Here is a 22,017-nt window from a genome sequence, read left to right as displayed (position 1 = left end):
AAACAGTATGGTGGCGGGAAGCGGTCAGCAGTGTTCCCTCCCTTGGAGCGATTGGAAATGCGCGGACGCTGCTGTAGGACAAGCAGCGTCGGTCCCGTCGGCTCCCCCGAGCAAGTAGGGATCGTCCAACTGATATCATCGTTTTGCCAGAACATGCCGCGATCTCCTAAGTCTTGATTGATCGTCACGGCTCGATAAACCACAGCGGCGGTTTGGAAGGCTCGTTTCAAGATCAGTTCGACCTTGTTCAGAGGTAGCAATTATCGTGCCGACTCCGTTCTCGATCTAGCATTACAGTCGTAATTTTTGTTTGATATGGGCTTTTTGAGCAATCGCTTGGTGAGCGCGTCGCCACAGCGACCATGCGATGACACAGCCAGGTCGAATTCGTTTTCGCGCGAGCCGCTGCGCTATTCTGCGGATTTCCTGGACCGACCAACGGATGAGGTGTTGCGTGTTGGGGTTGCGCGCGATGTGCTTTTTTGGGGCGGCGCGTTAGCTTTCCGGCGAATGGCGGCCATCATGGCGAAGGTCAACATGACAAGCGACACATGACGATGCCAACCATGCCAGGATCGCGTTTCATTGTGATCAAGGCCCAACTCGTTCTTGGCGGTCTCAAAAGCTATCTTCAATCGCCCAGCGATGTCCTTCAACAGCGACCAACTTCTTGATGGAAGTCCCGGCCGGACACCAGGTGGTGAAGTAGGCGAGGTCGCCATCAACGATATGGCGTCGGATCAGCAGGCCGCGCGTCCACAGGCCGCTGCGCTCCTCGCTGAACTCGCCGGCGTCGAGATCGGCGAGTTCAAGGTAGGCCCAATCATGCAGGCGCGGCCCCTTGGTTCCGTCGCCAGCCGACAGGCGTTGCCAGTCGGCCGGCTTGAGCGTTCCGGCGATCTGTTTCGCTGAGCCGCTGACCAACCGCTTCTTGCTCCAGGAACCGAACCAGTGATTGGCGGCGACGCCGAGCACGTAGCCTTTGCCGGCCTGGCGCAAATCCCGCTCGATGTCGCCGACGCCGTAGACGCTGTCGCCCGCAACCCAGGCGAATGGGACGCGCGCCGCAATGGCGCGCGCGATCATCCTCGCGGCAAGTTGCGGTTTCGTCGCAAAGCCGACATCGCTTGGCGCATGAGCGGCTTTCAGGCGACGCGGATCGTCCGTCCAGCTCTTCGGCAGATAGAGCGCGCGGTCCATGAAGGCATGGCCGTGACGCGACACATAGGTCGCGAACACGCCGATCTGACAATTCGTAATCTTCCCGGCCGAACCGGTGTATTGTCGCGCCACGCCGCAGGACGCCTTGCCCTGCTTGAGAAAGCCAGTCTCGTCGATAACCAGCACCGCGCCTTCATCACCGAGATGCTCGACCACATAATCGCGCACCAGATCTCGCAGCTCATCCGCGTCCCATCGGTCTCGGCCCAAAAGCTCCTGCTGGCGCCATGGGCCGGGGTCGCCCGCTGCCTCCGCTCGCATCCAACCTGTCTTACGCCGCTCTTCGCTCAGCAATCCGTCAATGAACGTGCCCGCGCTCGTCGCCGTACGCTCCTGCGCAAACAACGGACGTATCCGTCGCTTCACGTCCCGAAGCGACGACGCCCACAACTCCAGCACCGTTTCGATCGACGCGCCCGTCGTCCATGATTGAGATCGAATCATGGTGATGCATCGAGTCAGAACTCGCGAAAGCGCGCAACAAAAATTACGACTGTAATGCTAGCTAAGCTAAGCAGAGATTCTCTGTTTAGCCAACGGATCGACGTTTCGCTCGGAGTTCAAGGAGGTTACGGCGGCGTGGATGGCTCGATCGAGAGCTTCGGCATCGGTGAAGGTCTTGTGGGCCAGATGATGAGCTTTGAGATCGTGCCAGACAACTTCGATGTCGTTGAGTTCGGGCGCGTACTTGGGCAGCCATTCGACGGTGAGCCAGGACGGTGAGCCAGTGGGCCCGGGCCGCGAGGGCCGCGGTTGTCGCCTTGCTGACGTGGATCGGCCCGTTGTCGAGCACGATGACGACGGGTTTCGTCGGCAGACCCGGCCTCGGGCCATACAGGCCGTCGAGCGTTTCCAAGAGCGCGATGAAATCGGTGCTACGCTTGGTTCGGCTGGTGTACACAATGAGCTTGCGGGCGGTGTGATCGAGCGCTCCCATCATCGCAACCTTCTTGGCCTGTCCTGGCGCCGGCACCCGCAGATCGGCGCCGCACTTGGCCCAGGCTCTGGCCAGATAAGGATGCGTCAACGCCTCGCTCTCATCGGCGAAGAGAAGCACGATATCACCGGCCTCGGCCTGCGCCTTTCGCAGTGCCAGCCTCAGACCCACGCGGTCGACGGCACCGGCGTCCTGGCGGCCCTTCAGGGTGTGTCGCGGCCGGCGCCAGCGGAACTTTTTTTGCGAAGCACCTTGGACAGACGCGATTTGGAGATGGTGACGCCCTCGCGGGCCTCGATCTCGCCAATGAGGCGCGCCAGCGTCCAGTTGTGTCGGTCGGCAACGGGCGCTTCCAGCAATGGCGTCGCAACTCTCAGCGCAGCTTCCGCTTTGACAGGGGCCGGTCCCGGTGCTGGGCTCGTCTTGAGTGTCCCGACCCCGCCGCGCGCAAAATCGCTGCCCGCGACAGCTAGGACTACATTCTCTTTCTTTCTTGGCTTCAAGATTTAGGCAAGAGGCCGCCAGCGGCGATGGATGCTGCTAGGCCCGCCAACACTGCTACAATCGTCCAAAACCAACCTCCCGAAGTTGCAGATGCTTCTTGAGGAGTTAGTTCGGTTACGCCATAGGCTGACATATCGGTCTTCATTGTTGTCTCCCTTTCTGTGATGTGAGGAGCAGCTATCAAAGACCGTGCCAACTACGCCCAGAAGAAAGCTGTTCGATAGCATCATGGAGCGCGCTCGCTTCGGCCTTCCGCGAGTTCAAAGGCTTCCTGAAGCATGTCGTGTTCACCCTGTTCGATTTGTCGCGTTTGCAACTCAGTGATATTCGAGCGGTCTGCTGCACATTGGCTGTTTAGCAAATAGAGAGACATTGAAAGCGTTTTCTGCCTTTCCTGAGCAGTTGGCACGAGACTTGAACTTGCTACCGGGTGGCAGCAGTCGCTCACCGGCCACATTCACGGTTACTGAAAAGGAAAAAACATGAGAATCGATATGTCGGCTCACGGCGTGACGGAATTGACTCCTAAAGAAGCATGGGCAACAGCAGGAGGGGAAGGTATCGCTCCGCAGGGTTGGCCTCCCATTGAGGGTGGTTTCGGCCATTTTCCACCTCCTTTTCGGCTTCCTTGCCCCAGGTTTCCAATTCCTCGCCCCGGGGAGCCCTAACCCTTAACTGTAAAAGTGCCAGCGACGCCTATCCTGCAACGCTAGGTAGCCCCCGAGAGCTCTGTGCGAGACGAAAGGTCTTTGGGCGCGCTGAGGTTGAGCGTTTGAGAAATCCCGTTCAACGGCTCTGTCGCGGGCGCAACGCCAAGGCTTCCACCGGCGTGCGGGGCTCTCAGCTAGCTAAGTGGCTGGATCGAACGCAAAACAGCTGTTCTAGATTTCTTGTGGAGCAATCGCATGATTGCTCCACACTTCTCTCTTCGGGTAGTCGAAGAAATTTGCCGAGCATAGTGTTCCACATCTGACAAGGAGATAACAATGAGGGTCGATATATCAGTGTATGATGTAACCGAATTGACTGCTGGAGAAGCCGCCGCGACTTCAGGAGGGTGGGTTCTCGAATTATTTGCAGCAGTTGTTGCGACGATGTTCGCAGCTGTAGCTGCATGGGAGATAATGCGCTAGCGGGCTGCCTTCGGTGTGAAGGACAATAGCCGGCGCACCTTCCCCGTGCGTCGTTCAATCCTGATTAGTCGTTTGGCGCTGCCAATCGTCGTAAATCCGTGACAGAGCTATTATGACTGATGTCTTACTGCCTCCGGAGATGGTCAGCTACACTGCAGAGAGCATCCTGTCACGGGAATCAGGACGATCTTTGGCGATCTACAAGATAATTGTGTTGTCTGTCGTTGCGGCGTTGGCGTCGCTGCCAGTCATCACCGTGACGCTGTCTGTTCAAAGTTCCGGTACCATTCGTCCCACCATCGAGAAGACTCCTCTGATAGCGCCCGTCTCCGGACGGATCTCTCGTGTTCTTGCCGTCGAGAACGATCTCGTTGGACAAGGCCGAGAGATCCTGGCTCTCGACGATATGGTCATTGAGGAAAAGATCGGTGCGCTTACAGGCGAAATCCGTCTGCAGCGCGATCGTGCCAGCGACCTCCAGGCCCTGATCTCGTCCGGCGCGCAGTCCGATGCCCCCGTCCGCCTTCGGACAGAGTCCGCCACGGCCGAGCGGCTGCACTTTCTCAACCTGTTGCGGGAGAACCAATATGTCCGCAGCAACGCCGCGGCGGAACTCGAGCGCGCTCAGCGACTCGTCGCGGTTGCTGCAGCGCCCACCAAGGCGGTTGAGGAAAAGGCTTTCGCGTTGAAGAGCCTCGAGGTGAAAGGCGAGATCCTCGCGCGGAGCAAATCAGCCGAATGGAACCAACTGCTTTTCGACACGAACCTCCGCCTTCAGGAACTCACAGCCAGTTTGCATCAACTCGAGAACGAACGCGATCTGACCCGCATTCGCGCCCCCGTGTCAGGCGCTCTCGAGCAATTCAACGGCCTTACCCCGGGCAGCTACGTCCAGGCGGGGCAAACTGTCGGTTGGGTCTCGCCCGACCGCGAACTAGTGGCGGAGATCTACGTTTCGCCCAAAGACATCGGCTTCGTGCAGTCTGGCCAGGCGGTGAGGCTCCAGGTCGATGCTTTCAACTACAATCAATGGGGGGTGATTGACGCGAGAGTGCTGGACGTTGCGCAGGACTTTACACTGCAGGACAAGAACCCGGTCTTCAAGGTCCGCTGCGCGCTCTCTCGCAGCTACCTCGAGCTCACAAATGGCATCATTGGTCATCTGAAGAAAGGCATGACGGTGAGAGCCCGCTTCCTCGTGGCGGAGCGCACTCTCCTGCAACTCCTCTACAATGAGATCGACGATTGGCTCAACCCGCTCCTGGCGGCTCGTTGATTATCCATTTCCAAGAAGTCAGTGAGCCGCCATGTCGGGGAAAATCATCAAGTTCAAGCAGCGCGACATCACGGATTGTGGGGCTGCCAGTCTTGCTTCCGTTGGAGCCTTCTACGGTTACAAGTTGCCATTGTCGCGCATCCGCCAGTATGCCTCGACAGACCGATCCGGCACCACCGTGTCGGGTCTTCTGCAAGCGGCTCAAAAGCTGGGATTCGTTGCCAAGGGCGTCAAGGGCGGCTTCGACAGCTTGTACAAGATCCCCAAGCCAGCCATCGCGCATGTGATCGTCAAGGACGTCTTGCACCACTTCATAGTGATCCAGGCGATCGACGCGAGGTGGGTTACCGTCATGGACCCCGCGTACGGCGAAATCCGCAAGCTGTCGCATGAAGAGTTCAAGAGGCAATGGACTGGCGTCCTGGTGCTCCTGGTTCCGGCAGACACCTTCGAGCGCCGCGATGAGACCACGTCACCTCTTCTCCGTTTCGCCCGGCTGCTTGCGTCGCACAAAGCGGCGCTATCGCAGGCGCTCGTCGGCGCACTGGTAACCACCCTTCTCGGGCTGTCGACGGCCATTTACGTTCAGAAGATCGTCGACCACGTGATCACAGCGAGCAACCGCAATTTGCTCAATCTCATGAGCGTCGTGATGTTGCTGATCCTGGTGCCGCAGATCGCAATCAACCTGCTCAGAAGCCGGCTAGTCCTGCAAACAGGGCAGAAGATCGATGTCTGCTTGATCCTCGGCTACTACAATCACATCCTAAGCCTACCACAAAAATTCTTCGACAGCATGCGCATGGGAGAAATCGTCTCCCGGATGAATGACGCGGTGAAAATCAGGAGCTTCCTAAACGACGTCTCGATCACCATGTTCGTCAACCTGCTAGTCATGCTCTTCTCGTTCGGGTTGATGTTCATCTACTCGTGGAAGATAGCCGCGGTCGTGGCTATCTCCATCCCACTATATGTCTTAGTCTATTGGACCATCAACCGGCTGAATAGGAAGCGCCAGCGCGCAATCATGGAGGATGCCGCCGATCTGGAGGCGCAATTGGTTGAATCGCTCGGAGCTGTTTCCACGATCAAGACATTCGGTGTGGAGAGCTTCGCTTGCCTCAGGATGGAAACTCGCTTCGTCAAGACACTGCACTCAGTCTACAGCTCCGGGCTCATTTCGATCGTCGGAGACAATGCCTCGACTTCCCTCTCAACTCTCTTCACAATCCTGCTAATGTGGTTTGGTACGACGCTTGTTCTGGATCAGGCCGTCACTCCGGGTGAGTTACTTTCCTGCTACGCGCTGCTCGGCTATATCACGCGGCCTGTCGCCAACCTGATCCAAAGCAACAGAATCGTTCAGGACGCCTTTATTGCGGCGGATCGCTTGTTCGAGATATTCGAACTTGAGCCGGTACGCGGCGGCGACATTGATGCCTCCAAATCCGAGCTTGGTGATATCCGCGTGGAGAATGTCACGTTCCGCCATGGCTCACAGCCGAAACTCTTCGAAGATCTTAACGTCACCTTTCGTCGAGGCGAAATGACGGCCGTTGTGGGAGAAAGCGGCTCGGGCAAGAGCTCGCTTGCGGCGCTGCTGCAGAACGTCTATCCGCTCGAGAGTGGTCGCATTCGGATCGGTACCTATGACCTCAAAGACCTCTCGACCGCATCCCTGCGTAAGGTGGTTGCTGCGGTACCGCAGTCGACGGACGTATTCTCAGGCTCGGTCATCGAAAATATCGCGCTTGGCGAGTTCGAACCGGAGATCGACAGGATTATGAAAGTCTGCGATCAAACTGGGCTGCGGGAGGTGATCGAGCATTGGCCGGGAGGCTTCCAGGCCTATCTAGGCGAAAACGGCGTACGGCTCTCTGGCGGCGAAAAGCAGCGCCTTTCGTTGGCTCGAGCTCTGTATCGGGATCCGGACATCCTGATCCTTGACGAACCGACCTCCTCTCTCGACTCCGTTGCCGAAGCCACTATTCACCGACTCGTTGATGATTTGCGTCGTGCCGGAAAGACCATCGTGGTCATCTCTCACCGACTTAGCACCATCTGTGGTGCCGACAAGATTGTCGTCTTAGACAAGGGGCGGATCGTTGCGGAAGGCAGGCATACTGATCTGCAGGATGAAAGCGCTTACCTTCGCTTGTGGCGGGCGCAAACAGAGCCAGCTAAAGTTGCAGATGATGGCTGATCGCGCTCGACGCTCGCTTCATGCTAGAAAGAATCAATGAATAAACACGCTCTGCTCATTCTGCTTAGAGCGTTTTCCACATGATGTGGATCATTTGGTGTATCCGGCATGTCTAAAGTAATTGGCGCACATCTGCGGCGCAAACGACCTGACGAGCTTGCCGATGAGTTTGAGCAGGGTGTCGACCGTGCGGGCGGCGCCTTTGCGCAGCGCTGCCTTCAACCGGGAGAATGCCTGTTCGATTGGATTGAGGTCGGGCGAGTAGGCCGGCAGATAGCGCACGCGGGCGCCGAGAGCCTCGATCGCCTCGCGGACGCCGACGATCTTGTGAGTGCGCAAGTTGTCCATGAAGACGATGTCGCCCTTGCGCAAGGTCGGCGCCAGAACCTGCTCGACATAAGCCAGGAACGACGGCCCATCCATCGCACCGTCGATGACATAGGGCGCCGTGAGGCCGTCGATGCGCAGCGCGGCAACAAGCGTCAGTGCCTTCCAGTGACCGTGGGGTACGTCAGAGACGAGGCGCTTACCGCGAGGAGAACGCCCATAGTGCCGGACCATCTTCGTCGTGACCGCGGTCTCATCGATAAAGACGAGGCGCGGCGTACGCAGCTTGGGCTGCTCAGCTTTCAGCGCAGCGCGCTCGGCAGCAACGTCAGGCCGATCCTGCTCGGCGGCGTGCAATGTTTTTTTTGAAGGTGATGCCGTGACGGTCGAAGAAGCGCCAAATCGAACCGATGCCGGCCTTTTGCCTTCTCTGGGAGCGCAGACGCACACGGATCTCCTCGAGCGTCAGGTCCGGCTCCGTGGCGATCAACTCGGTCAGCCACTGCTTGTGCTGCTCCAACGGCGAGCGGCTGTGCCCGGCGCCGGGCTTGGCCTCGACATTTCCGGTCTTCCTCCAGCGATCCATCCATCGGATCGTCGTCGAAGCGCCGAGGTTGAGAATGCGCGCCGCCTCGCGGGCGCTTTCGCCGGACTCGATAAGCTCAACCGCACGCACCCTGAGGTCATTGGAGTATCCCTTCGCCATCGTATGACCCCGCATGTTGCCGCAGGTGACACCGAATCTGATTTGCAAGTCCAAGGGAATCCCCTGTGACGCTCTGATTCACATCAACTGGAAACCGCTCTAGCGCCACCATTGCGTCTCCGGCGTTTGGCATAGCTGCCTTCCACAAATGGTCTCTCTCTCAAGAGGTCACCGGCTGAACAGGACGTCGCTGTATTCGCGCCCGTCGCGAGTTTCCAATCGATCGTCGTTAAGACTTTCTCTGATTTGACTTTGAAGCTGGCGAGGCATTCTGCGAGGATCAGCGCATGGGCATCGGCAAGGGTCGTCGGAAGCTCTGCAACGGGCGGCGTCATCGCCGTCCATCACAGCAGAGTCGCCGCCAATCTTCCAAACCTTTCAGCGCCCCGATTCAATTCGCCGCAGGTTATCAACCCATCGATTGCGGGCGCTTCACAGCCACCGGACGCACCTTCGTCCAATCCAGCCCGTCAATCAGCGCGAGCAACTGTGCATGGTTCAGCCGCACCCGGGTCGGCGCAATTTTCGGCCAGCAGAACCTTGCCTCCTCGAGAGTCTTGGCAAACAGGCAGACCCCGCTGCCGTCCCACCAAACCGCCTTGATCCGGTCCGCCCAACACGCGACATTCTGCATACAGTCTTCGAAGCGCGACAATTGCATATCCTTGGCATCCCCTTTTTGGACGAACGCTCCAAGTCGCGCCGTTCCGACGCGGTAAGGATTTGAAGTGCATCTACACGGAGGAGCGGCATGGGTTTAGTCGTGAGGTGCCCAATTGGATGTTCGACGAAAGTTACTGTGCCGGCATGGCGCTTGGCCCTCCGCAGGTCAGTATTGATGGGCTCAACGAACTTGCCGTTGTTCTGAAGCTTCTCGGAACGAATCAGGCGTCAGGCGCACGATCCCGTCCTTCGATGAAGAGGGAGAAAGGACGTGCGGAGAAAAAGCCAATATCGCGAGCCGATGCAACTGGGTCTGGATCTGGGTCGTCGGATTCCTCAGAACCCGCTGGGCGCCAATCCCAAAGGTCTGATCCAGGCGCTCGCCGATCTGTTGCTGGAAGCGGCGGGCGTCGAGACCGTTCAGATGTCGGGAGGTGACCATGAGCATCAAGATCACGCCTGATCACCTCGGCCGCACCGCCGTCGTCTATGTTCGCCAATCGACAATGTCCCAAGTCATGGGAAATCTCGAAAGCCAACGGCGGCAATATGACTTGGCGCAGGCCGCGGAAACCGCCGGATTTAAGTCGGTGACGGTAATTGACGACGATCTTGGCCGCTCAGGTTCCGGCAGCACTCAGCGGCCTGGATTTGAGCGGCTTGTGGCAATGGTGTGTTCGGGCGACGTCGGTGCCGTTTATTGTATCGAGGCGTCGCGACTGGCGCGCAATGGACGCGACTGGCATCACTTGATCGACCTATGCGCCCTCGCTGGCGCGTTGGTCATCGATCCCGACGGCGCCTACGATCGATCATGTTGATACCTTCATTTGTTTGGTCTCGGGTCGAAAACGAGGTGATCTCGAGCTCCTGTCTTAAGCTCTCGCAACGCAACAATGCTGGCTTCCGTATCAGGAAAGAGGAATCGCTTGTCGCAAGGATCGCGCTGGATATCAATGGTGCCGCTGCGGATACGTCGCTTGATCCAAGAACTCGAAACTCCCAAACGCTTTGCCATTGCGGTCACCGGCAGCCAACCAGCAATGTGACGAGCACGCGTTGCGACGCCGTCCTGCAGTACGCGATGGCGCTGCCGCACGATCTGAACGGTTCGTACTGGAACATAATTTCGGCGCGGTGAGCGGTGCCCCTCCTGGGTCAAGGTGTTGGCGATTTCGGCATCATCGAAGCCCTGGCGGGCCAGCTCAAGGATCCGTGCTTGCATCTCAGTCCCTCGAGTTAGAGCATGCAGTGCATGGACCCTCGGCTCGACTTCCAATTCGGATATCTCGCCACCACCCACACCAGACGATCCGAACCGCGATTCGATCGCGCATGATGCGGTGGAGAACAACCTTGTCAATCAGCGTTCGTAATAACTGCTTCTTATCTGCCCGGCTCACATCAGGCCCGCCGCCAGAGCTCAGGCAAGTGTGGACCAAGCGCAAGAAACTCATTCTGCTCCTCTGGGGTCAACATGGCTGATTTGCTCTTCGTGGCTCGGCGGGTGGTCAGCGCCTCTTCAGCCTGCCGGAGTTCGCGTAACGCGTTTTCCCATCGCCGCTCCAACTCAGCGGCGATGAGGCGATTGTCAGGATCGACCCGATTATACTGTCGTTCGGCCAGGAGTGCCTGATAGCGCAGTCGCTCAACCTGCTGCTCTTCGGCGCGATCAAGCGCTTCGTCAGTCTGCTGCCGCGCATTGAGCGCACGCCTCCAGGCCTCCACCTCAGCGGGAGCGATCGCTGCAAAGAATGCAGCCGCCACCTGTGCGTCGATTGGATCGGCGGGAAGATGCTGGCATAGCGTCTTGCCTTGGTGGTTCAACAGGGAATTGCAGACGTAGCGGGACCCGCCCTTGTATTGTATCGACATCTTGTGGCCGCACCGGCCGCACCAGGTGATGCCTTGCAAGATAGCGGCGCCCTCTCGGGGCACGCCACGCGTCTGATTGCGTTGGTATTCGGCATGGTTATCGCGCAACATGGCCTGGATCTGCGGATTTCACGGATCGTGAGCATTGATTTCGCGCGATCGTGAGCGACTGAATTCAGACGATCGTGAGCAGCCGCCGCGGCCGATGGAAAGATAGGTTCAGGGTTCTGATTTCCCGTCAAGGGGCTTTGCTCTGGCGGAGCGTTTTCGCATGCTTTCTCCGGTGAGCTGGAGACGGTGGGCGTTGTGGACGAGGCGATCGAGGATGGCGTCTGCGAGAGTGGGATCGCCGAACACGACAGAGTACCCCTATTTTGGAACGGGTCGTGTCTCACGTCACGATCACCGACCCGCATCATTTTCTGTTCGGGCACCGGCTTGAGGTGCTGAAGGAGCGGTCGGGGCGCGGTCCCGCCTACGTCGTTGTCGCGCTGCCGGACGGACGGCGGCGGGGGGTTCGGATCGCGTCGACGGACCTTGCCGAGACGTCGATCGCTTCCCGCCCGAACGCGGCCGATCTGCCACGCATCAGTGTCCGTACGCTGATCCCATTGATGCAACATTTGGGCGCGAGTCTGAACCTTCTCGACGAGAAGGTGATTCGCGATGACCCACCGACCGCTTCCAGGTCGCGTTGCGTATCGACCCCTGCCGACGTTGGCAAATCCACCCGGCCGTCCGACGGCCGACATTCCGCGCCTGTGTGGCCGAATCTGTCGACCGCGACGCAAACCCAGATCGCTCAAATCCTCGCCACACTGCTGCGGCGAATGCAAGCGGTTCCCGGCGCGCCCGGAAGGGGACTGGGTCGTGCTGATCAGCTCGAACGCCGCTGACGAGCGGCTCACGACCGCACACCGGGCCAAGTTGGCCTATGTTTACGTGCGGCAGTCATCCGTGAACCAGGTGCGCCAGCACCAGGAGAGCACGGAGCTGCAGTACCGCCTCGTCGATCGCGCCATCGGTCTGGGCTGGCCGCCGGAGCGCGTCCAGGTCATTGACGAGGATCTGGGCAAATCCGGTGCTGGCGGCGTGGATCGTCATGGTTTCCAGAAGCTGATTGCCGAGATCGGCCTTGGCAACGCCGGTCTTGTGGTGAGCCTCGACGCTTCGCGCCTGGCCCGCAATAACCGGGACTGGCATCAGCTTCTCGAACTGTGCTCGGTGTTCGGCGTGGTCATTGCGGATGGCGAACGGCTTTACGATCCGCGCGCCTATCACGACCGCCTGCTGTTGGGCTTGTCCGGCATCATGAGCGAGGCGGAGCTGCATCAGCTTCGGATGCGCCTTCACCAAGGCGAACGCCAGAAGGCGGCGCGGGGCGAACTGCGGCTGCCGCTGCCAGGCGGGCTCGCCTATGATCGGGCGGGCACAATTGTTCTCAATCCCGATGAGGAGGTGCGGGCCCGTCTTCATCTGGTGTTTGCCAAATTCCGGGAACTGCAAAGCGCGCGCCGTGTGATGCGTTACCTGGACCGGAATGGATTGTCCTTGCCGGTTCGGCCGCTGCTTGGACCATCTCCACACGAGGTCGTCTGGCGTGCGCCAGATAGTGCACGCGTCCTTAATATCCTTCAGAATCCGGCCTATGCTGGGGCGTATGTTTATGGCCGCCGGCAAAAGGATCCGAGCCGATGCCGGCCGGGATCGCTGACGGGAACGGTCCAAGGTAGCGATCGCGGATTGGGCGGTTTGCCTCCACGCCGCTCACCCAGGCTATATCAGCTGGGAGGAGTTCATGGTCAACCAGGGGCGACTGGCAGATAACGTCTGCCGCTATGAGGCAGGACACTCTGGCGTACCGCGCAAGGGGGCAGCCCTGTTACAAGGAATTGCGGTCTGCGGTCGTTGTGGACGGCGCATGAGCATGCGCTACACGGGCCCGCATGCCGACTATCCGGTCTATTGCTGCCGCTCGGATCGGGACCAGCAAGGCAGTGCAATGTGCCAGGAAGTCCGGGCCTTGGCGGTTGACGCGCTGGTTGAGCGGATGGTCCTCGATGCCCTGGTGCCGGATCAGATTGAGATCGCACTCGCAGCCGCGGGCCAACTGGAGCAGGAGAGCCGTCAGCTCGAGCGCCAGTGGGCGCTTCGGGTGGAGCGCGCCCGCTACGAGGCCGAGCGCGCTCGGCGCCAGTATGACGCCCTAGAGCCCGAGAACCGTCTTGTGGCGCGCTCACTTGAGCGGGCTTGGGAAGAGAGGCTGCGTGTCGTCGAGGCGGTCGAGCAGGAGCATGCGCGTTGGCGCGCGCAAGAGCCGCTTCTGATTGGCCCGGCGGAACGCGCAGGGCTACAAGCGCTCGGCGAGAACCTGCCGCGGATTTGGAACGCGGCCACCACGTCGGCAGCCGATCGCAAGCGCATTCTGCGATTTGTGATCCGCGAAGTCGTTCTTGACCAGAAGCGGACCCGAGGTCAGGTGTGGCTCAAGATCGTCTGGCAGACCGGTGCAACCAGCGAGCATCACGTGCAACGGCGCGTTCAGACCTACCGCGACTACATCGACATTGATCGGTTGCGGCAACGGATCGTCGAGTTGAACGCCGAACACAAAATGGATGGCGAGATCGCGGCAATACTCAATCAGGAAGGCTTCGTCGCGGCCCGAGCCTGCGCCTTCAAAGGCGAGAATGTCTGGCTGTTGCGGACCCGCTGGGGCATTCCTACCGTCAAAATCAACGGCGTGGACAAGAATCCGATGCGCTGGCCCGATGGGAGCTTCTCAATTCAGGGCGCCGCGGCTCAGCTCGGCGTAACCCCGCAAACGGTGTTCGATTATCTCGCGCGCGGATTGCTGGCAGGTCGTCAGTTAACCAAAGGCCAGCCATGGCAGATCGAGCTCTCAGACGACCAAATCCGTCAGCTTCGCAAGCGGGTACGACGCACCAAGCGTTCGAGGAAGGAGGCATCATGAAGTCATCGGCTCGCCGATGACTTCATGCCAAGTATCGACGGGGACCTGGCTGGTGACGACAGTGGATGCGCGACCATGGCGGTCGTCGAGGATTTCGAGCAGATCGCGTCGTTCGGCGGCGGTGAGCACGGATAGCCCCCAATCGTCCAATCACGTTGAGCTCAACGTGATTGGACTTATGTGCAGCGCGCAGTGATGTGGAGTTGAGGGTTGACAATCAGCGCTGGTCCGGTTTTTGACAGCCCCCAACTCCACATAATTTACCCTGTAGGTCATAGCCTTCTCAACCAATCAACAATGTTGATCGCCGCAGAAGAGACGTGCCCGGCGCGAGGCGGTGAGAGGATCTCGGGGAACACCTGCATAAGCGCTTGGCGTTTTAGATCGATGTCCGCCCTTGCATAGGTCATGGTTGTGTTCAGCGACGAATGCCCAAGCCATTGGCTGATGGTCGCGAAGTCGACTCCCGCCTTCAGGAGAAAGATGGCGGTCGTGTGCCGCAAGGAATGGGGATGGATCCGCTTCTGCTGCAGCGTGCGGGTTGCGTTGGCTCCGGCCGTGATGTGCTTCTTGAGCAGGTAACGAACGCCAAAGCGGGTCAACTTGTTGCCCTGGCGGTTCACGAACAGCGGAGCGTCGCGGCCTCCCGAATGAGCAACACTGTTCGACAGTTCTTGCAGAAGTCGTGCGGTTTGCGGCCAAACTGGACACAATCGCGTTTTGTCGCCCTTGCCGCGCAGCCAGACTTGATGAGGAGGATCGGTGCGGATGTCGCACAGCCGCAGATCAAGAATCTCCTGAACGCGAGCACCCGTGTTGAGCATCAGTGCGAACAACGCATAGTCGCGCTTACCCGCTGGCGTAGAGCGATCGATCGATTTGAGCAACGCTTCGACTTCCTGCGGCTCAAGGTATTCGATCGGCTTGCTCCGCGCGCCGCGTTTGAACGGTACGCCTAGCACGCGCTGCAGTTCGGCGAGATAGGCGGGCTGTTCGGTTGCGAGAAAGCGAGCGAACGTATGCAGCGCCGCCAGCCGCGCATTGCGAGTGGCTACTCCATTGTGACGCTCGGCCTCCAGAAACGCCAGGAAGTCCTGAACCTGCTTCGCCGTGAAATCTACGAGATCGAGATCCTCGATAGCCTTGGCCGTTTGCGACGAAGTAAAGCGAAGGAACAGAACGATCGCATCCCGGTAGTTGCGTATGGTGTGTCCGCTGGTACCCCGGAGCGTCGGCAGATACTCCCGGAAGAAGCGCTCGATGCTCTTGCCGAGCTCGTTAGGTCTTTGGGATCTCATGCGGCACCTCCTGTGATGAGGTGGCCGAAATGCCTCTCGAGCCGATCGCTGGCCGCAGCAGAAAGTTGTGGAATCCAACGGAGGTAATAGGTCGTCGAAACAATTGAGACGTGCCCCATGTACATCGCAAGCTTTGGCAGATTGGATTGGACATCCGCCCCTTGCTGGTACCATCGCAACAGCGATCCAACGGCAAAGCTATGGCGCTAATTCCGCCGGCGGAATTATCGCCATTGTTCCGGCAACCGGATTATTCCGGCAACGAACGGCCGAAGCCTTGGTTTCTGGGGGATCGCGCGATCGGGTACGCATCGGTGCCGGAATAATCAGAGGCATTTGCAGCGGCTCAAGGGCGACTGGTAATGAGCGAGACGGCTCTGTCCCGGAAGACGCGGATTTAAGGGGCCGCAATGCGGATTTTGATCTCGATCCTGTGGTTGCGATCGGTTCTGGTGTCCCGCTGGGGATCTTCCCCCAGCTTCCAGGAGACAACCGATGGGCGATTACATTGGGCCGATAGCCCCTCACATTAATCAATTTGCCGAGTTTCTCACAGCCGAGGGTTACGCTTCGCAGACCGTACGAAGCAAATGCGCGCTCGCAAAGAACCTCAGTCAGTGGCTCACGCGGCATGGATTGACGCTGACAGAGCTGAACGAGAAGGAGCTTTGGCAATTTTACACTCACCGGTGCCGACCAAGGCGACGCGGCGATCGATTCACCGGTGCTCAGTTGCTTGGCTTCTTGCGTGATCGCGGCCTGACTCCCTTACTACAGCCCAACATCGACCGATCCCCTCTGGGCCAGCTCGTACGCGACTACGAGAGATTCTTGAGCTGCGAGCGCGGCTTGGCACGTGCGACCGTGATGGGCTATTTGCCCATCGTGCAGAGATTTCTGAACGGGTATTTTCAGAATAAGGTCGTGCGACTTCTCGACCTCGCCCCGAGGGACCTGCATCGCTTCATTCTTCGTGAAGGACAGCGTGTTGGTCGCAGGTATACCAAGCTGACTGTCACGGCACTGCGCTCGTTTCTCCGCTTTCTGCACCAGCGTAAAAAAATAAAGACCGATCTGGCCAGTGCACTGTTGGGGGTAGCTCACTGGCGACTGTCCCATATTCCCAAGTCACTTGCACCAGAGGCGGTCGAGCGACTGCTCCACAGCTGCGATCGCAGTATGCCCTCCGGCCAGCGCGACTACGCGATCTTGTTGCTTCTGGCTCGACTGGGTTTGCGCGGTGGCGAAGTGCTCGCCATGACTTTGGATGACCTGGACTGGGAACGCGGCGAGGTCCTCGTGCGCGGCAAAGGTCAGCGCTTCGAACGATTGCCGCTGCCTCAGGACGTGGGCAAAGCTCTCGTTCAGTATCTGCGTCATGTGCGTCCAAGCTGTTCGACTCGCAAGGTTTTTATCCGACTAAAGGCGCCGTGGAATGCCCTTCGTCTCAGCGCCATTTGCTGTGTGGTGCGTCGTGCCCTCGAGCGTGCCGGATTAAGTCCAGCTTTCAAGGGAGCGCACCTATTTCGACATTCCCTGGCGACTCAGATGCTGCGCCGAGGCGCATCGCTGGGTGAGATCGGCCAACTCCTTCGTCATCGTCAGCCAACCACGACCCAGATTTATGCCAAGGTCGACATCGAAGCCCTGCGCGGCATTGCCCTGCCGTGGATGGGAGGTGCGGCGTGAGTTCGTTACACACCGCACTTGAGGAGTACCTGGGGGTACGTCGTGCCTTGGGATACAAGCTGCGCCTGCCCGGGTGGCTGTTGCGACGGTTCGTCGAATTCGCCAAACGTGAGCGCTCCCACTACATCACGACCCAACTCGCCTTGAAGTGGGCGACCCAGCCTGCCCATGCCACTCCGGCCCAGTGGGCCAACCGCTTGGGCATGGTGCGACGCTTCGCAATGTACTGTCACGGAAACGATCCGCGCAACGTCGTACCGCCGCCAGATCTGCTGCCCTATCATTATCGACGCGTCTCGCCCCATCTCTACAGCGACGAGCAAATCCTCGGTCTGATCAAGGCGGCCCGGCAATTACCCTCCGCGATTGGATTGCGACCGCACACCTTTGCCACGCTCTTTGGGTTGAGAGCTGGCTCCGCAAATTCGGACAGTCGAATAAGTGGATTTTCTGCCTGACAGCAGCGAAGGTTCTCGCTGCGAATCAGGAGCTAAGATGACGAAGAGATCGCGCCGGACGCATTCATCGGCGTTTAAGGCAAAGGTGGCTTTGGCCGCCGTGAAGGGAGACAAGACGCTCGCCGAGCTGGCGCAGCAGTTTGATGTTGATCCGAATCAGATCACGGCCTGGAAGAATCAGCTTCTGGACGGCGCCGCGGGGGTGTTCGGGCAGGACAAGGGATCGGCTGAGGCGCCGGTCGATTTGAAAGCGCTGCACGCCAAGATCGGGGAGCTGACGCTGGAGAACGATTTTTTGTCCGGCGCACTCGGCAAAGCCGGCCTGCTGAGCGCAAAGAAATGATCGACCGCGAGCATGAGCTGCCTGTGGTACGGCAGGCGAAGGTCCTGAACCTTGCCCGCAGCACGGTCTACTATCAATCTCGGCCGGTTTCGGCCGAGGACCTGGCCTTAATGCGTCGGCTCGACGAGTTGCATCTCGATTATCCCTTTGCGGGAGCGCGAATGCTGCGCTCGCTGCTGCGTCGCGAAGGCCTTTCGGTTGGCCGGCGACATGTGGTGACGCTGATGAAGCGCATGGGGATTTCGGCGATCTATCGCCGCCCGAACACGAGCAAGCCGACGCCAGGTCACAAGATCTATCCGTATCTGCTGCGGGGTGTGAAGGTCGAACGGCCAAACCACGTCTGGGCGATGGATATCAGCTATGTGCCGATGCGGCGTGGCTTCGTGTACCTGGCAGCGGTGGTCGACGTCGCCAGCCGTCGCGTGCTGGCGCATCGGGTGTCGATCACGATGGAGGCCGCGTTCTGCATCGAGGCGCTCGAGGAGGCGCTGGCGCGCCACGGTCAGCCGGAGATCTTCAATACGGATCAGGGCAGCCAGTTTACGAGCCAGGAGTTCACGAGCGTGCTGACGGCGGCAGGCGTCTCGATCAGCATGGATGGCAAGGGCGCCTGGCGCGACAATGTGTTCGTCGAGCGGCTCTGGCGCACGGTCAAGTATGAGGAGGTCTATCTGCGCGCCTACGACAGCACAGCGGAAGCGTGCGCATCGATCTCCAGGTATCTGGCGTTTTACAATCAGGGCCGCCCGCACTCGAGCCTTGACGGACGCACGCCCGAAGAGGCTTACTTCGGGCTGCAAGCGATAGCGACGGCCGCATGATCGTCGCCGAGCGATTTTGCTGCAGCTCTGGTCGGGCTACGCCCTCCCGACGCCGCAGCAAAATCGCAAAGCCCCGCGTTCAGTGTAACCCGGCAGGAATCCACTTAATCTCCGCGGGGTGCTGTCCAAACAACCGGAGCCAGCTCTTACAGCCGTCGCCGCTGGAGTCGAGACGAGGAGGATGACGAAGAATTTGAGGTTGCCGACGTCATCGACCGGGCGCTGTTCCTCTCCGAGTGGCGGCGACCGGATGGCAGCGAGGCTGGGTTCGACGATTTTCCATTCGATGAGGACGAGCTGTGCCCGTCTGACGCTTTCGAGGATCTGACGCCGGACGAGCAGCATTTTCACGAGGCGACGGGCAATGAAGGGGCGTCCTTCGAGCGCACCTATCGCCGAGCAGGTTTCGTGTTGTGGCCGACCGCGCGGAGGCTCGCGGTGCTGAATCAGGCCGGCCTCCGCACGACGCTGCCGTATCTCGAAGATCTGACGGCGCGCTGGGAAGCAAGCAAGGCATCGATCCGGTCGCCCTTGTGGCGTGAGGGAGATGAGCTTTCACGGCACATGCTGCGCTCCTGGCCCCGTTCGTCCTGGCGGGAAGACGAAGACGCCGAAGCCGGCCGGATGCTCGATTTGCAGATCCGACTGCGCAACGTGCAGTGCATCGATGCATTTCTCGCCGGCGTGTCCGCCGAAGGCCATTACGCCGCGCCCGACAACGAAGCGATCCTGCGTGCTGCCGCCTTGCTTCCAGCCCCGCGTGTAACGGAGCTGCTGGTCCGGATTCTCCGACGTAACGCTCCGGCCCATCTGGCCGCTTGCGGAGATCTGGTGCTGCGCTGCACAGCGGCGCCCGCCGGTCGGACGTGTGACCTCATGCAGATCGGCACAGCCTTGATCGAGGCCCTGCCGGGCCCCCCGACGAGGCAACAGGAGCGCGACCCCTGGACCCGGCCGGCGCCCGTGAAACCGGCCTTCGTCGCCGATCTGTTGACGGCGACAAGCCGAGTCAACGAAGGGCTCGCGGCGCGCGCGATCGAGCACCTGCTGGCCTGGCCGAAAACATACAAGCCGGACGACGTGCTCGTCCCCGCTGCTCGCGCGTTTGCCAAGCTGGCGGAAAGCACGGCATGGCCGGCGGTGGGGCGGCTCAGAGAGGCGTCGCTTGATCACCTGCGCAAGCGCATCGCCCTGCCGCTGGAGGCGCCTCGGGATTGGACCAGGGCCAACACGCTCACATGCAAATGTAGCGATTGCCGTGAACTGGGCGCGTTCCTGACCGCGCCGGATCAGCAGCAATGGCGCCTGAAGGCGGTTCAGGGTCGCAGGAGCCATGTCGAGGAAAGCGTCCGAAGCACGACGTGCGACCTTGACCTCACGACCGAGAGGCGTGGCAGCCCCCATACCTTGGTCGCCATCAAGAACCAGGCCAGCTACGAACGGCGCGCAAAGCAACGCCGGCAAGACCTGGAGCATGCCTCGGCGCTGGACCGATGACGTTGATCTTACGCCGTACGGAATGGGAAGCTCGAGTCCACAATGAGCCGTAAGAGCCGAATTCCACTCGCTGATCGTGTCGCCGAAGCCGCAGCTGCGGCGCTGGCCGCCCGGCGCTTTGTGAGCGCTATCGACATCCTCGTCGGGATCGGGTGGCTTGATCCTGAAGCGTTGGAGCGTTGGCGCCGCGGGCAGATCGATTGCCTGGAGGAAGTTGTCCGGACAAATCTGCCGCGCATATCGGAAGCCATGCGGCTATTCCGATCTTGGGCAACCGCGAGAGGATTGTTCGCGAGCCAAACCGAGTATGTCGCTCGTACACCGTGGCGCCAGACCCTGCGCTTCAGCCGAAGCGGAAATCCTGCCATCGAGGCGTCGTATCGCACGCATTGGGTCTCGCCCGAGCTTTCCGAGAAGAAGCGCGAGCGGCTGGCGGAAAAAGCAAGCCAAGCTCCGGAACTGGTGGTGGTCCAGCCCTTGAACACCGAATGGACATGCCATCGGTGCGGCGGCAGCGGTAATCTCCTGATGATGGAAACTCCCGGCCCAGCCTGCATGCGCTGCGTCGGCCTCAATGATCTTGATTATCTACCGGCGGGCGATCCCCTGCTCTCGCGGCGCGCGAAAGCGAAGAGCACGCGACATGCAGTTGTCGTGCGCTTCAGCAGGACCCGTCGCCGCTACGAACGACAAGGTCTGCTGATCGAGCCGCGGGCTTTGGCAGATGCGCGGCGCGCTCTCGCCCGATAGATGTGGTCTCGATCTCGGGTTCCCTCGAATCACATCGAAATTTTCAATCACATACGAGTTCGCAGTTTTATTCTGAGTGGCGCGCCATCGTTCTCGATGGCAAGTGAGGCAAAGTTCTTTCCTCGAACAAACGCGAGCCAGGAACGAGTGCTGCAGGAACAACTCGTCGATGCGCCGCATTAGCGCCGGATCATTGTCGTCGTTCGCCGCCCGCTGCCGGTAGACCCCCGAGCGCGACAGCACCAGCATCGCGCATCGCGCCCGGATCGACAGCTTCGCATCATTGCGATCGAGCATTCCTCTGCGGTCCGCCGTGCTCATCGTCCGGACCTCTTGGCGAAAAAATCGTTCTCGGCCGGCCGATCTTGGCGTGCAGCTTCTCGATCTCCCGCTCGCGCGCCTCGTCCGCCTCCATGCCGACGCCGAACGCTCGCACCGCATTGTCCAAGAGCTGCCTCTTCCAGGCATAGATCTGGTTCGGATGCACCTCATAGCGCTGCGCCAGATCGGCAATCGTCGCCTGTTCCCGCAATGCGTCCAAGGCGATCTTCGCCTTCAGGCTCGCATCGATCTTCCGTCTCGTCTTCTTCTTCATCGTCTCCGTCTATCACGACGGAAACGGCTCCGCTCCAATCAACCGCCTGGTCTCAAATCCGGGGTCCACTTCAGTATTGCCTTCCGTGTGGGCGTCAATATCGGCGATGTAATTGTCGAGACGCACGACATTTTTGGAGACGGCGTGAATATTGCGGCGCGCCTTGAGAACATCGCAGAACCCGGAGGAATCTGCATCTCGTCTTCTGCATATGATCGTGTCCGGGGCAAGGTCGGGGTTGAGTTTGCCGATATGGGCGAGCAGAACCTAAAAAACATCGCCCGCCCCGTTCGGGCCTATGCTGTGGTCCAGGAAGAACAAAGCCCAGCCGGACATGCCGAGCACGCAAGGCCGGGCACTCTATCAGCGCCTCGTCGTTCTATCGTTGTGCTCCCCTTCGCCAACCTCAGCCGGGATCCAGAACAAGAGTGCTTCGTTGACGCAGTGACCGAAAGCCTGACCATGGACCTATCACGGATCAGCGGATTGTTCGTCATCGGTCGACACACCGCATTGACATACAAAGGCAAAGCAGTCGATCTCAAGCAAGTCGGCCGTGAGTTAAACGTCAACTATGTGCTATTCTTACTGCGTGTGCGCCGGGAGGCCGGCAAGGAATAGATGGTGAGAGTCCATTACGATGAAGGAGTAGCGCCCCACATCGGCCCCGAGCCGTGCGGCAGCGTCCGTGAGGGCGCTGGTGAAGCGTCGGTAGGGGAGCATGCAGGCCAGCCATTGAGCCGC

At 59.8% G+C, this 22,017-nt stretch carries 21 protein-coding genes and 5 pseudogenes; 12 read left to right on the top strand and 14 right to left on the bottom strand.

The window, feature by feature from the left end; all coding sequences use genetic code 11:
* Positions 1 to 410: 410 nt before the first annotated feature.
* The 5 genes and pseudogenes from ACVJGD_RS01440 to ACVJGD_RS01420 all read right to left on the bottom strand — a co-directional run bounded on the left by ACVJGD_RS01440 (position 411) and on the right by ACVJGD_RS01420 (position 2,807).
* A pseudogene (locus ACVJGD_RS01440) lies at positions 411 to 1,665 on the bottom strand (IS701 family transposase).
* A 66-nt stretch (positions 1,666 to 1,731) separates the two neighbouring features.
* On the bottom strand, positions 1,732 to 2,055 hold the full coding sequence (locus tag ACVJGD_RS01435; RefSeq protein WP_456632777.1) for a transposase: 324 nt from the start codon (positions 2,053 to 2,055) through the stop codon (positions 1,732 to 1,734).
* Positions 1,961 to 2,278: pseudogene (locus ACVJGD_RS01430) on the bottom strand (transposase); the annotation flags it as partial. The pseudogene ACVJGD_RS01430 and the gene ACVJGD_RS01435, both read right to left, overlap by 95 nt.
* Positions 2,279 to 2,361: 83 nt before the next feature.
* Positions 2,362 to 2,517, bottom strand: coding sequence for a hypothetical protein (locus ACVJGD_RS01425; RefSeq protein ID WP_456632699.1), 156 nt, complete (start codon positions 2,515 to 2,517; stop codon positions 2,362 to 2,364).
* Positions 2,518 to 2,657: 140 nt separating this feature from the next.
* On the bottom strand, positions 2,658 to 2,807 hold the full coding sequence (locus ACVJGD_RS01420) for a hypothetical protein (RefSeq protein ID WP_456632698.1): 150 nt from the start codon (positions 2,805 to 2,807) through the stop codon (positions 2,658 to 2,660).
* Positions 2,808 to 3,985: 1,178 nt separating this feature from the next.
* On the opposite strand from ACVJGD_RS01420, the gene ACVJGD_RS01415 reads away from it, so the two are divergent.
* On the top strand, positions 3,986 to 5,071 hold the full coding sequence (locus ACVJGD_RS01415; protein WP_456632697.1) for an HlyD family secretion protein: 1,086 nt from the start codon (positions 3,986 to 3,988) through the stop codon (positions 5,069 to 5,071).
* A gap of 31 nt (positions 5,072 to 5,102) precedes the next feature.
* The gene (locus ACVJGD_RS01410; RefSeq protein ID WP_456632696.1) at positions 5,103 to 7,274 is read left to right on the top strand and encodes a peptidase domain-containing ABC transporter; all 2,172 of its coding nucleotides are present in this window, start codon (positions 5,103 to 5,105) and stop codon (positions 7,272 to 7,274) included.
* Positions 7,275 to 7,364: 90 nt separating this feature from the next.
* On the opposite strand, the gene ACVJGD_RS01405 is transcribed toward ACVJGD_RS01410, so the two are convergent.
* Positions 7,365 to 8,307 (bottom strand): IS630 family transposase gene (locus ACVJGD_RS01405; RefSeq protein WP_456632516.1). Its coding sequence is split into 2 segments (ribosomal slippage): positions 7,365 to 7,967 and positions 7,969 to 8,307, totalling 942 coding nucleotides; the frame shifts between segments, so codons are not numbered across the junction.
* Positions 8,308 to 8,716: 409 nt separating this feature from the next.
* Positions 8,717 to 8,962: an IS66 family insertion sequence element accessory protein TnpB gene (tnpB, locus tag ACVJGD_RS01400; protein WP_456632695.1), complete on the bottom strand. Its 246-nt coding sequence runs from the start codon at positions 8,960 to 8,962 to the stop codon at positions 8,717 to 8,719.
* A 279-nt stretch (positions 8,963 to 9,241) separates the two neighbouring features.
* Between tnpB and ACVJGD_RS01395 the strand changes: the two genes are divergently transcribed.
* On the top strand, positions 9,242 to 9,433 hold the full coding sequence (locus ACVJGD_RS01395) for a hypothetical protein (RefSeq protein WP_456632694.1): 192 nt from the start codon (positions 9,242 to 9,244) through the stop codon (positions 9,431 to 9,433).
* Positions 9,411 to 9,779: pseudogene (locus ACVJGD_RS01390) on the top strand (recombinase family protein); the annotation flags it as partial. The gene ACVJGD_RS01395 and the pseudogene ACVJGD_RS01390, both read left to right, overlap by 23 nt.
* A gap of 17 nt (positions 9,780 to 9,796) precedes the next feature.
* On the opposite strand, the gene ACVJGD_RS01385 reads toward ACVJGD_RS01390, so the two are convergent.
* The 3 genes and pseudogenes from ACVJGD_RS01385 to ACVJGD_RS01375 form a co-directional block, all read right to left on the bottom strand.
* Positions 9,797 to 10,195: a hypothetical protein gene (locus tag ACVJGD_RS01385; protein WP_456632693.1), complete on the bottom strand. Its 399-nt coding sequence runs from the start codon at positions 10,193 to 10,195 to the stop codon at positions 9,797 to 9,799.
* Positions 10,196 to 10,374: 179 nt separating this feature from the next.
* Positions 10,375 to 10,956, bottom strand: a complete 582-nt coding sequence (locus tag ACVJGD_RS01380) for a zinc ribbon domain-containing protein (protein WP_456632692.1) — start codon at positions 10,954 to 10,956, stop codon at positions 10,375 to 10,377.
* Between the two features lie 108 nt (positions 10,957 to 11,064).
* Positions 11,065 to 11,196: pseudogene (locus ACVJGD_RS01375) on the bottom strand (ATP-binding protein); the annotation flags it as partial.
* A 35-nt stretch (positions 11,197 to 11,231) separates the two neighbouring features.
* Here ACVJGD_RS01375 and ACVJGD_RS01370 point away from each other — a divergent pair.
* From ACVJGD_RS01370 to ACVJGD_RS01360, 3 genes are all read left to right on the top strand, one after another.
* Positions 11,232 to 11,741, top strand: a complete 510-nt coding sequence (locus ACVJGD_RS01370; protein ID WP_456632691.1) for a hypothetical protein — start codon at positions 11,232 to 11,234, stop codon at positions 11,739 to 11,741.
* Entirely contained in the window at positions 11,716 to 12,672 is a 957-nt protein-coding gene (locus tag ACVJGD_RS01365; protein ID WP_456632690.1) for a recombinase family protein, read from the top strand. Before ACVJGD_RS01370 ends, ACVJGD_RS01365 begins: the two co-directional genes overlap by 26 nt.
* 94 nt (positions 12,673 to 12,766) lie before the next feature.
* Positions 12,767 to 13,819 (top strand): hypothetical protein, encoded by a 1,053-nt coding sequence (locus ACVJGD_RS01360; RefSeq protein ID WP_456632689.1) that lies wholly within the window; start codon positions 12,767 to 12,769, stop codon positions 13,817 to 13,819.
* Positions 13,820 to 13,825: 6 nt separating this feature from the next.
* On the opposite strand, the pseudogene ACVJGD_RS01355 reads toward ACVJGD_RS01360, so the two are convergent.
* Positions 13,826 to 13,969, bottom strand: a pseudogene (locus tag ACVJGD_RS01355) (ATP-binding protein); the annotation flags it as partial.
* A 122-nt stretch (positions 13,970 to 14,091) separates the two neighbouring features.
* Positions 14,092 to 15,291 (bottom strand): tyrosine-type recombinase/integrase, encoded by a 1,200-nt coding sequence (locus tag ACVJGD_RS01350; RefSeq protein WP_456632688.1) that lies wholly within the window; start codon positions 15,289 to 15,291, stop codon positions 14,092 to 14,094.
* 321 nt (positions 15,292 to 15,612) lie between these two features.
* Between ACVJGD_RS01350 and ACVJGD_RS01345 the strand changes: the two genes are divergently transcribed.
* The 4 genes from ACVJGD_RS01345 (at position 15,613) to ACVJGD_RS01330 (ending at position 19,928) form a co-directional block, all read left to right on the top strand.
* A complete protein-coding gene (locus tag ACVJGD_RS01345) occupies positions 15,613 to 16,806 on the top strand; it encodes a site-specific integrase (protein ID WP_456632687.1) in 1,194 nt (397 codons plus the stop codon).
* A complete protein-coding gene (locus ACVJGD_RS01340; protein ID WP_456632686.1) occupies positions 16,803 to 17,264 on the top strand; it encodes a hypothetical protein in 462 nt (153 codons plus the stop codon). The genes ACVJGD_RS01345 and ACVJGD_RS01340 overlap by 4 nt, the downstream gene beginning before the upstream one ends.
* A gap of 37 nt (positions 17,265 to 17,301) precedes the next feature.
* Positions 17,302 to 18,431, top strand: a protein-coding gene (locus tag ACVJGD_RS01335; RefSeq protein WP_456632685.1) for an IS3 family transposase whose coding sequence is annotated in 2 segments (ribosomal slippage) — positions 17,302 to 17,554 and positions 17,554 to 18,431 — 1,131 coding nt in all. Because the reading frame shifts where the segments join, the coding sequence is not laid out codon by codon here.
* Positions 18,432 to 18,869: 438 nt separating this feature from the next.
* Entirely contained in the window at positions 18,870 to 19,928 is a 1,059-nt protein-coding gene (locus ACVJGD_RS01330; protein ID WP_456632684.1) for a hypothetical protein, read from the top strand.
* Between the two features lie 588 nt (positions 19,929 to 20,516).
* Here ACVJGD_RS01330 and ACVJGD_RS01325 read toward each other — a convergent pair.
* Together ACVJGD_RS01325 and ACVJGD_RS01320 are read right to left on the bottom strand one after the other, a co-directional pair.
* Positions 20,517 to 20,999, bottom strand: coding sequence for a hypothetical protein (locus tag ACVJGD_RS01325; protein WP_456632683.1), 483 nt, complete (start codon positions 20,997 to 20,999; stop codon positions 20,517 to 20,519).
* Positions 20,959 to 21,273, bottom strand: coding sequence for a transposase (locus ACVJGD_RS01320; RefSeq protein WP_456632682.1), 315 nt, complete (start codon positions 21,271 to 21,273; stop codon positions 20,959 to 20,961). The genes ACVJGD_RS01325 and ACVJGD_RS01320 overlap by 41 nt, the downstream gene beginning before the upstream one ends.
* On the opposite strand from ACVJGD_RS01320, the gene ACVJGD_RS01315 reads away from it, so the two are divergent.
* Positions 21,160 to 21,894: an adenylate/guanylate cyclase domain-containing protein gene (locus tag ACVJGD_RS01315; protein ID WP_456632681.1), complete on the top strand. Its 735-nt coding sequence runs from the start codon at positions 21,160 to 21,162 to the stop codon at positions 21,892 to 21,894. The genes ACVJGD_RS01320 and ACVJGD_RS01315 overlap by 114 nt on opposite strands.
* The last annotated feature ends 123 nt before the right edge of the window (positions 21,895 to 22,017 follow it).

The organism is Bradyrhizobium sp. USDA 10063, assembly GCF_054063735.1.
The sequence above is the reverse complement of the archived record's forward strand: the minus strand, read 5'-3'. Positions and strand labels throughout refer to the sequence as shown.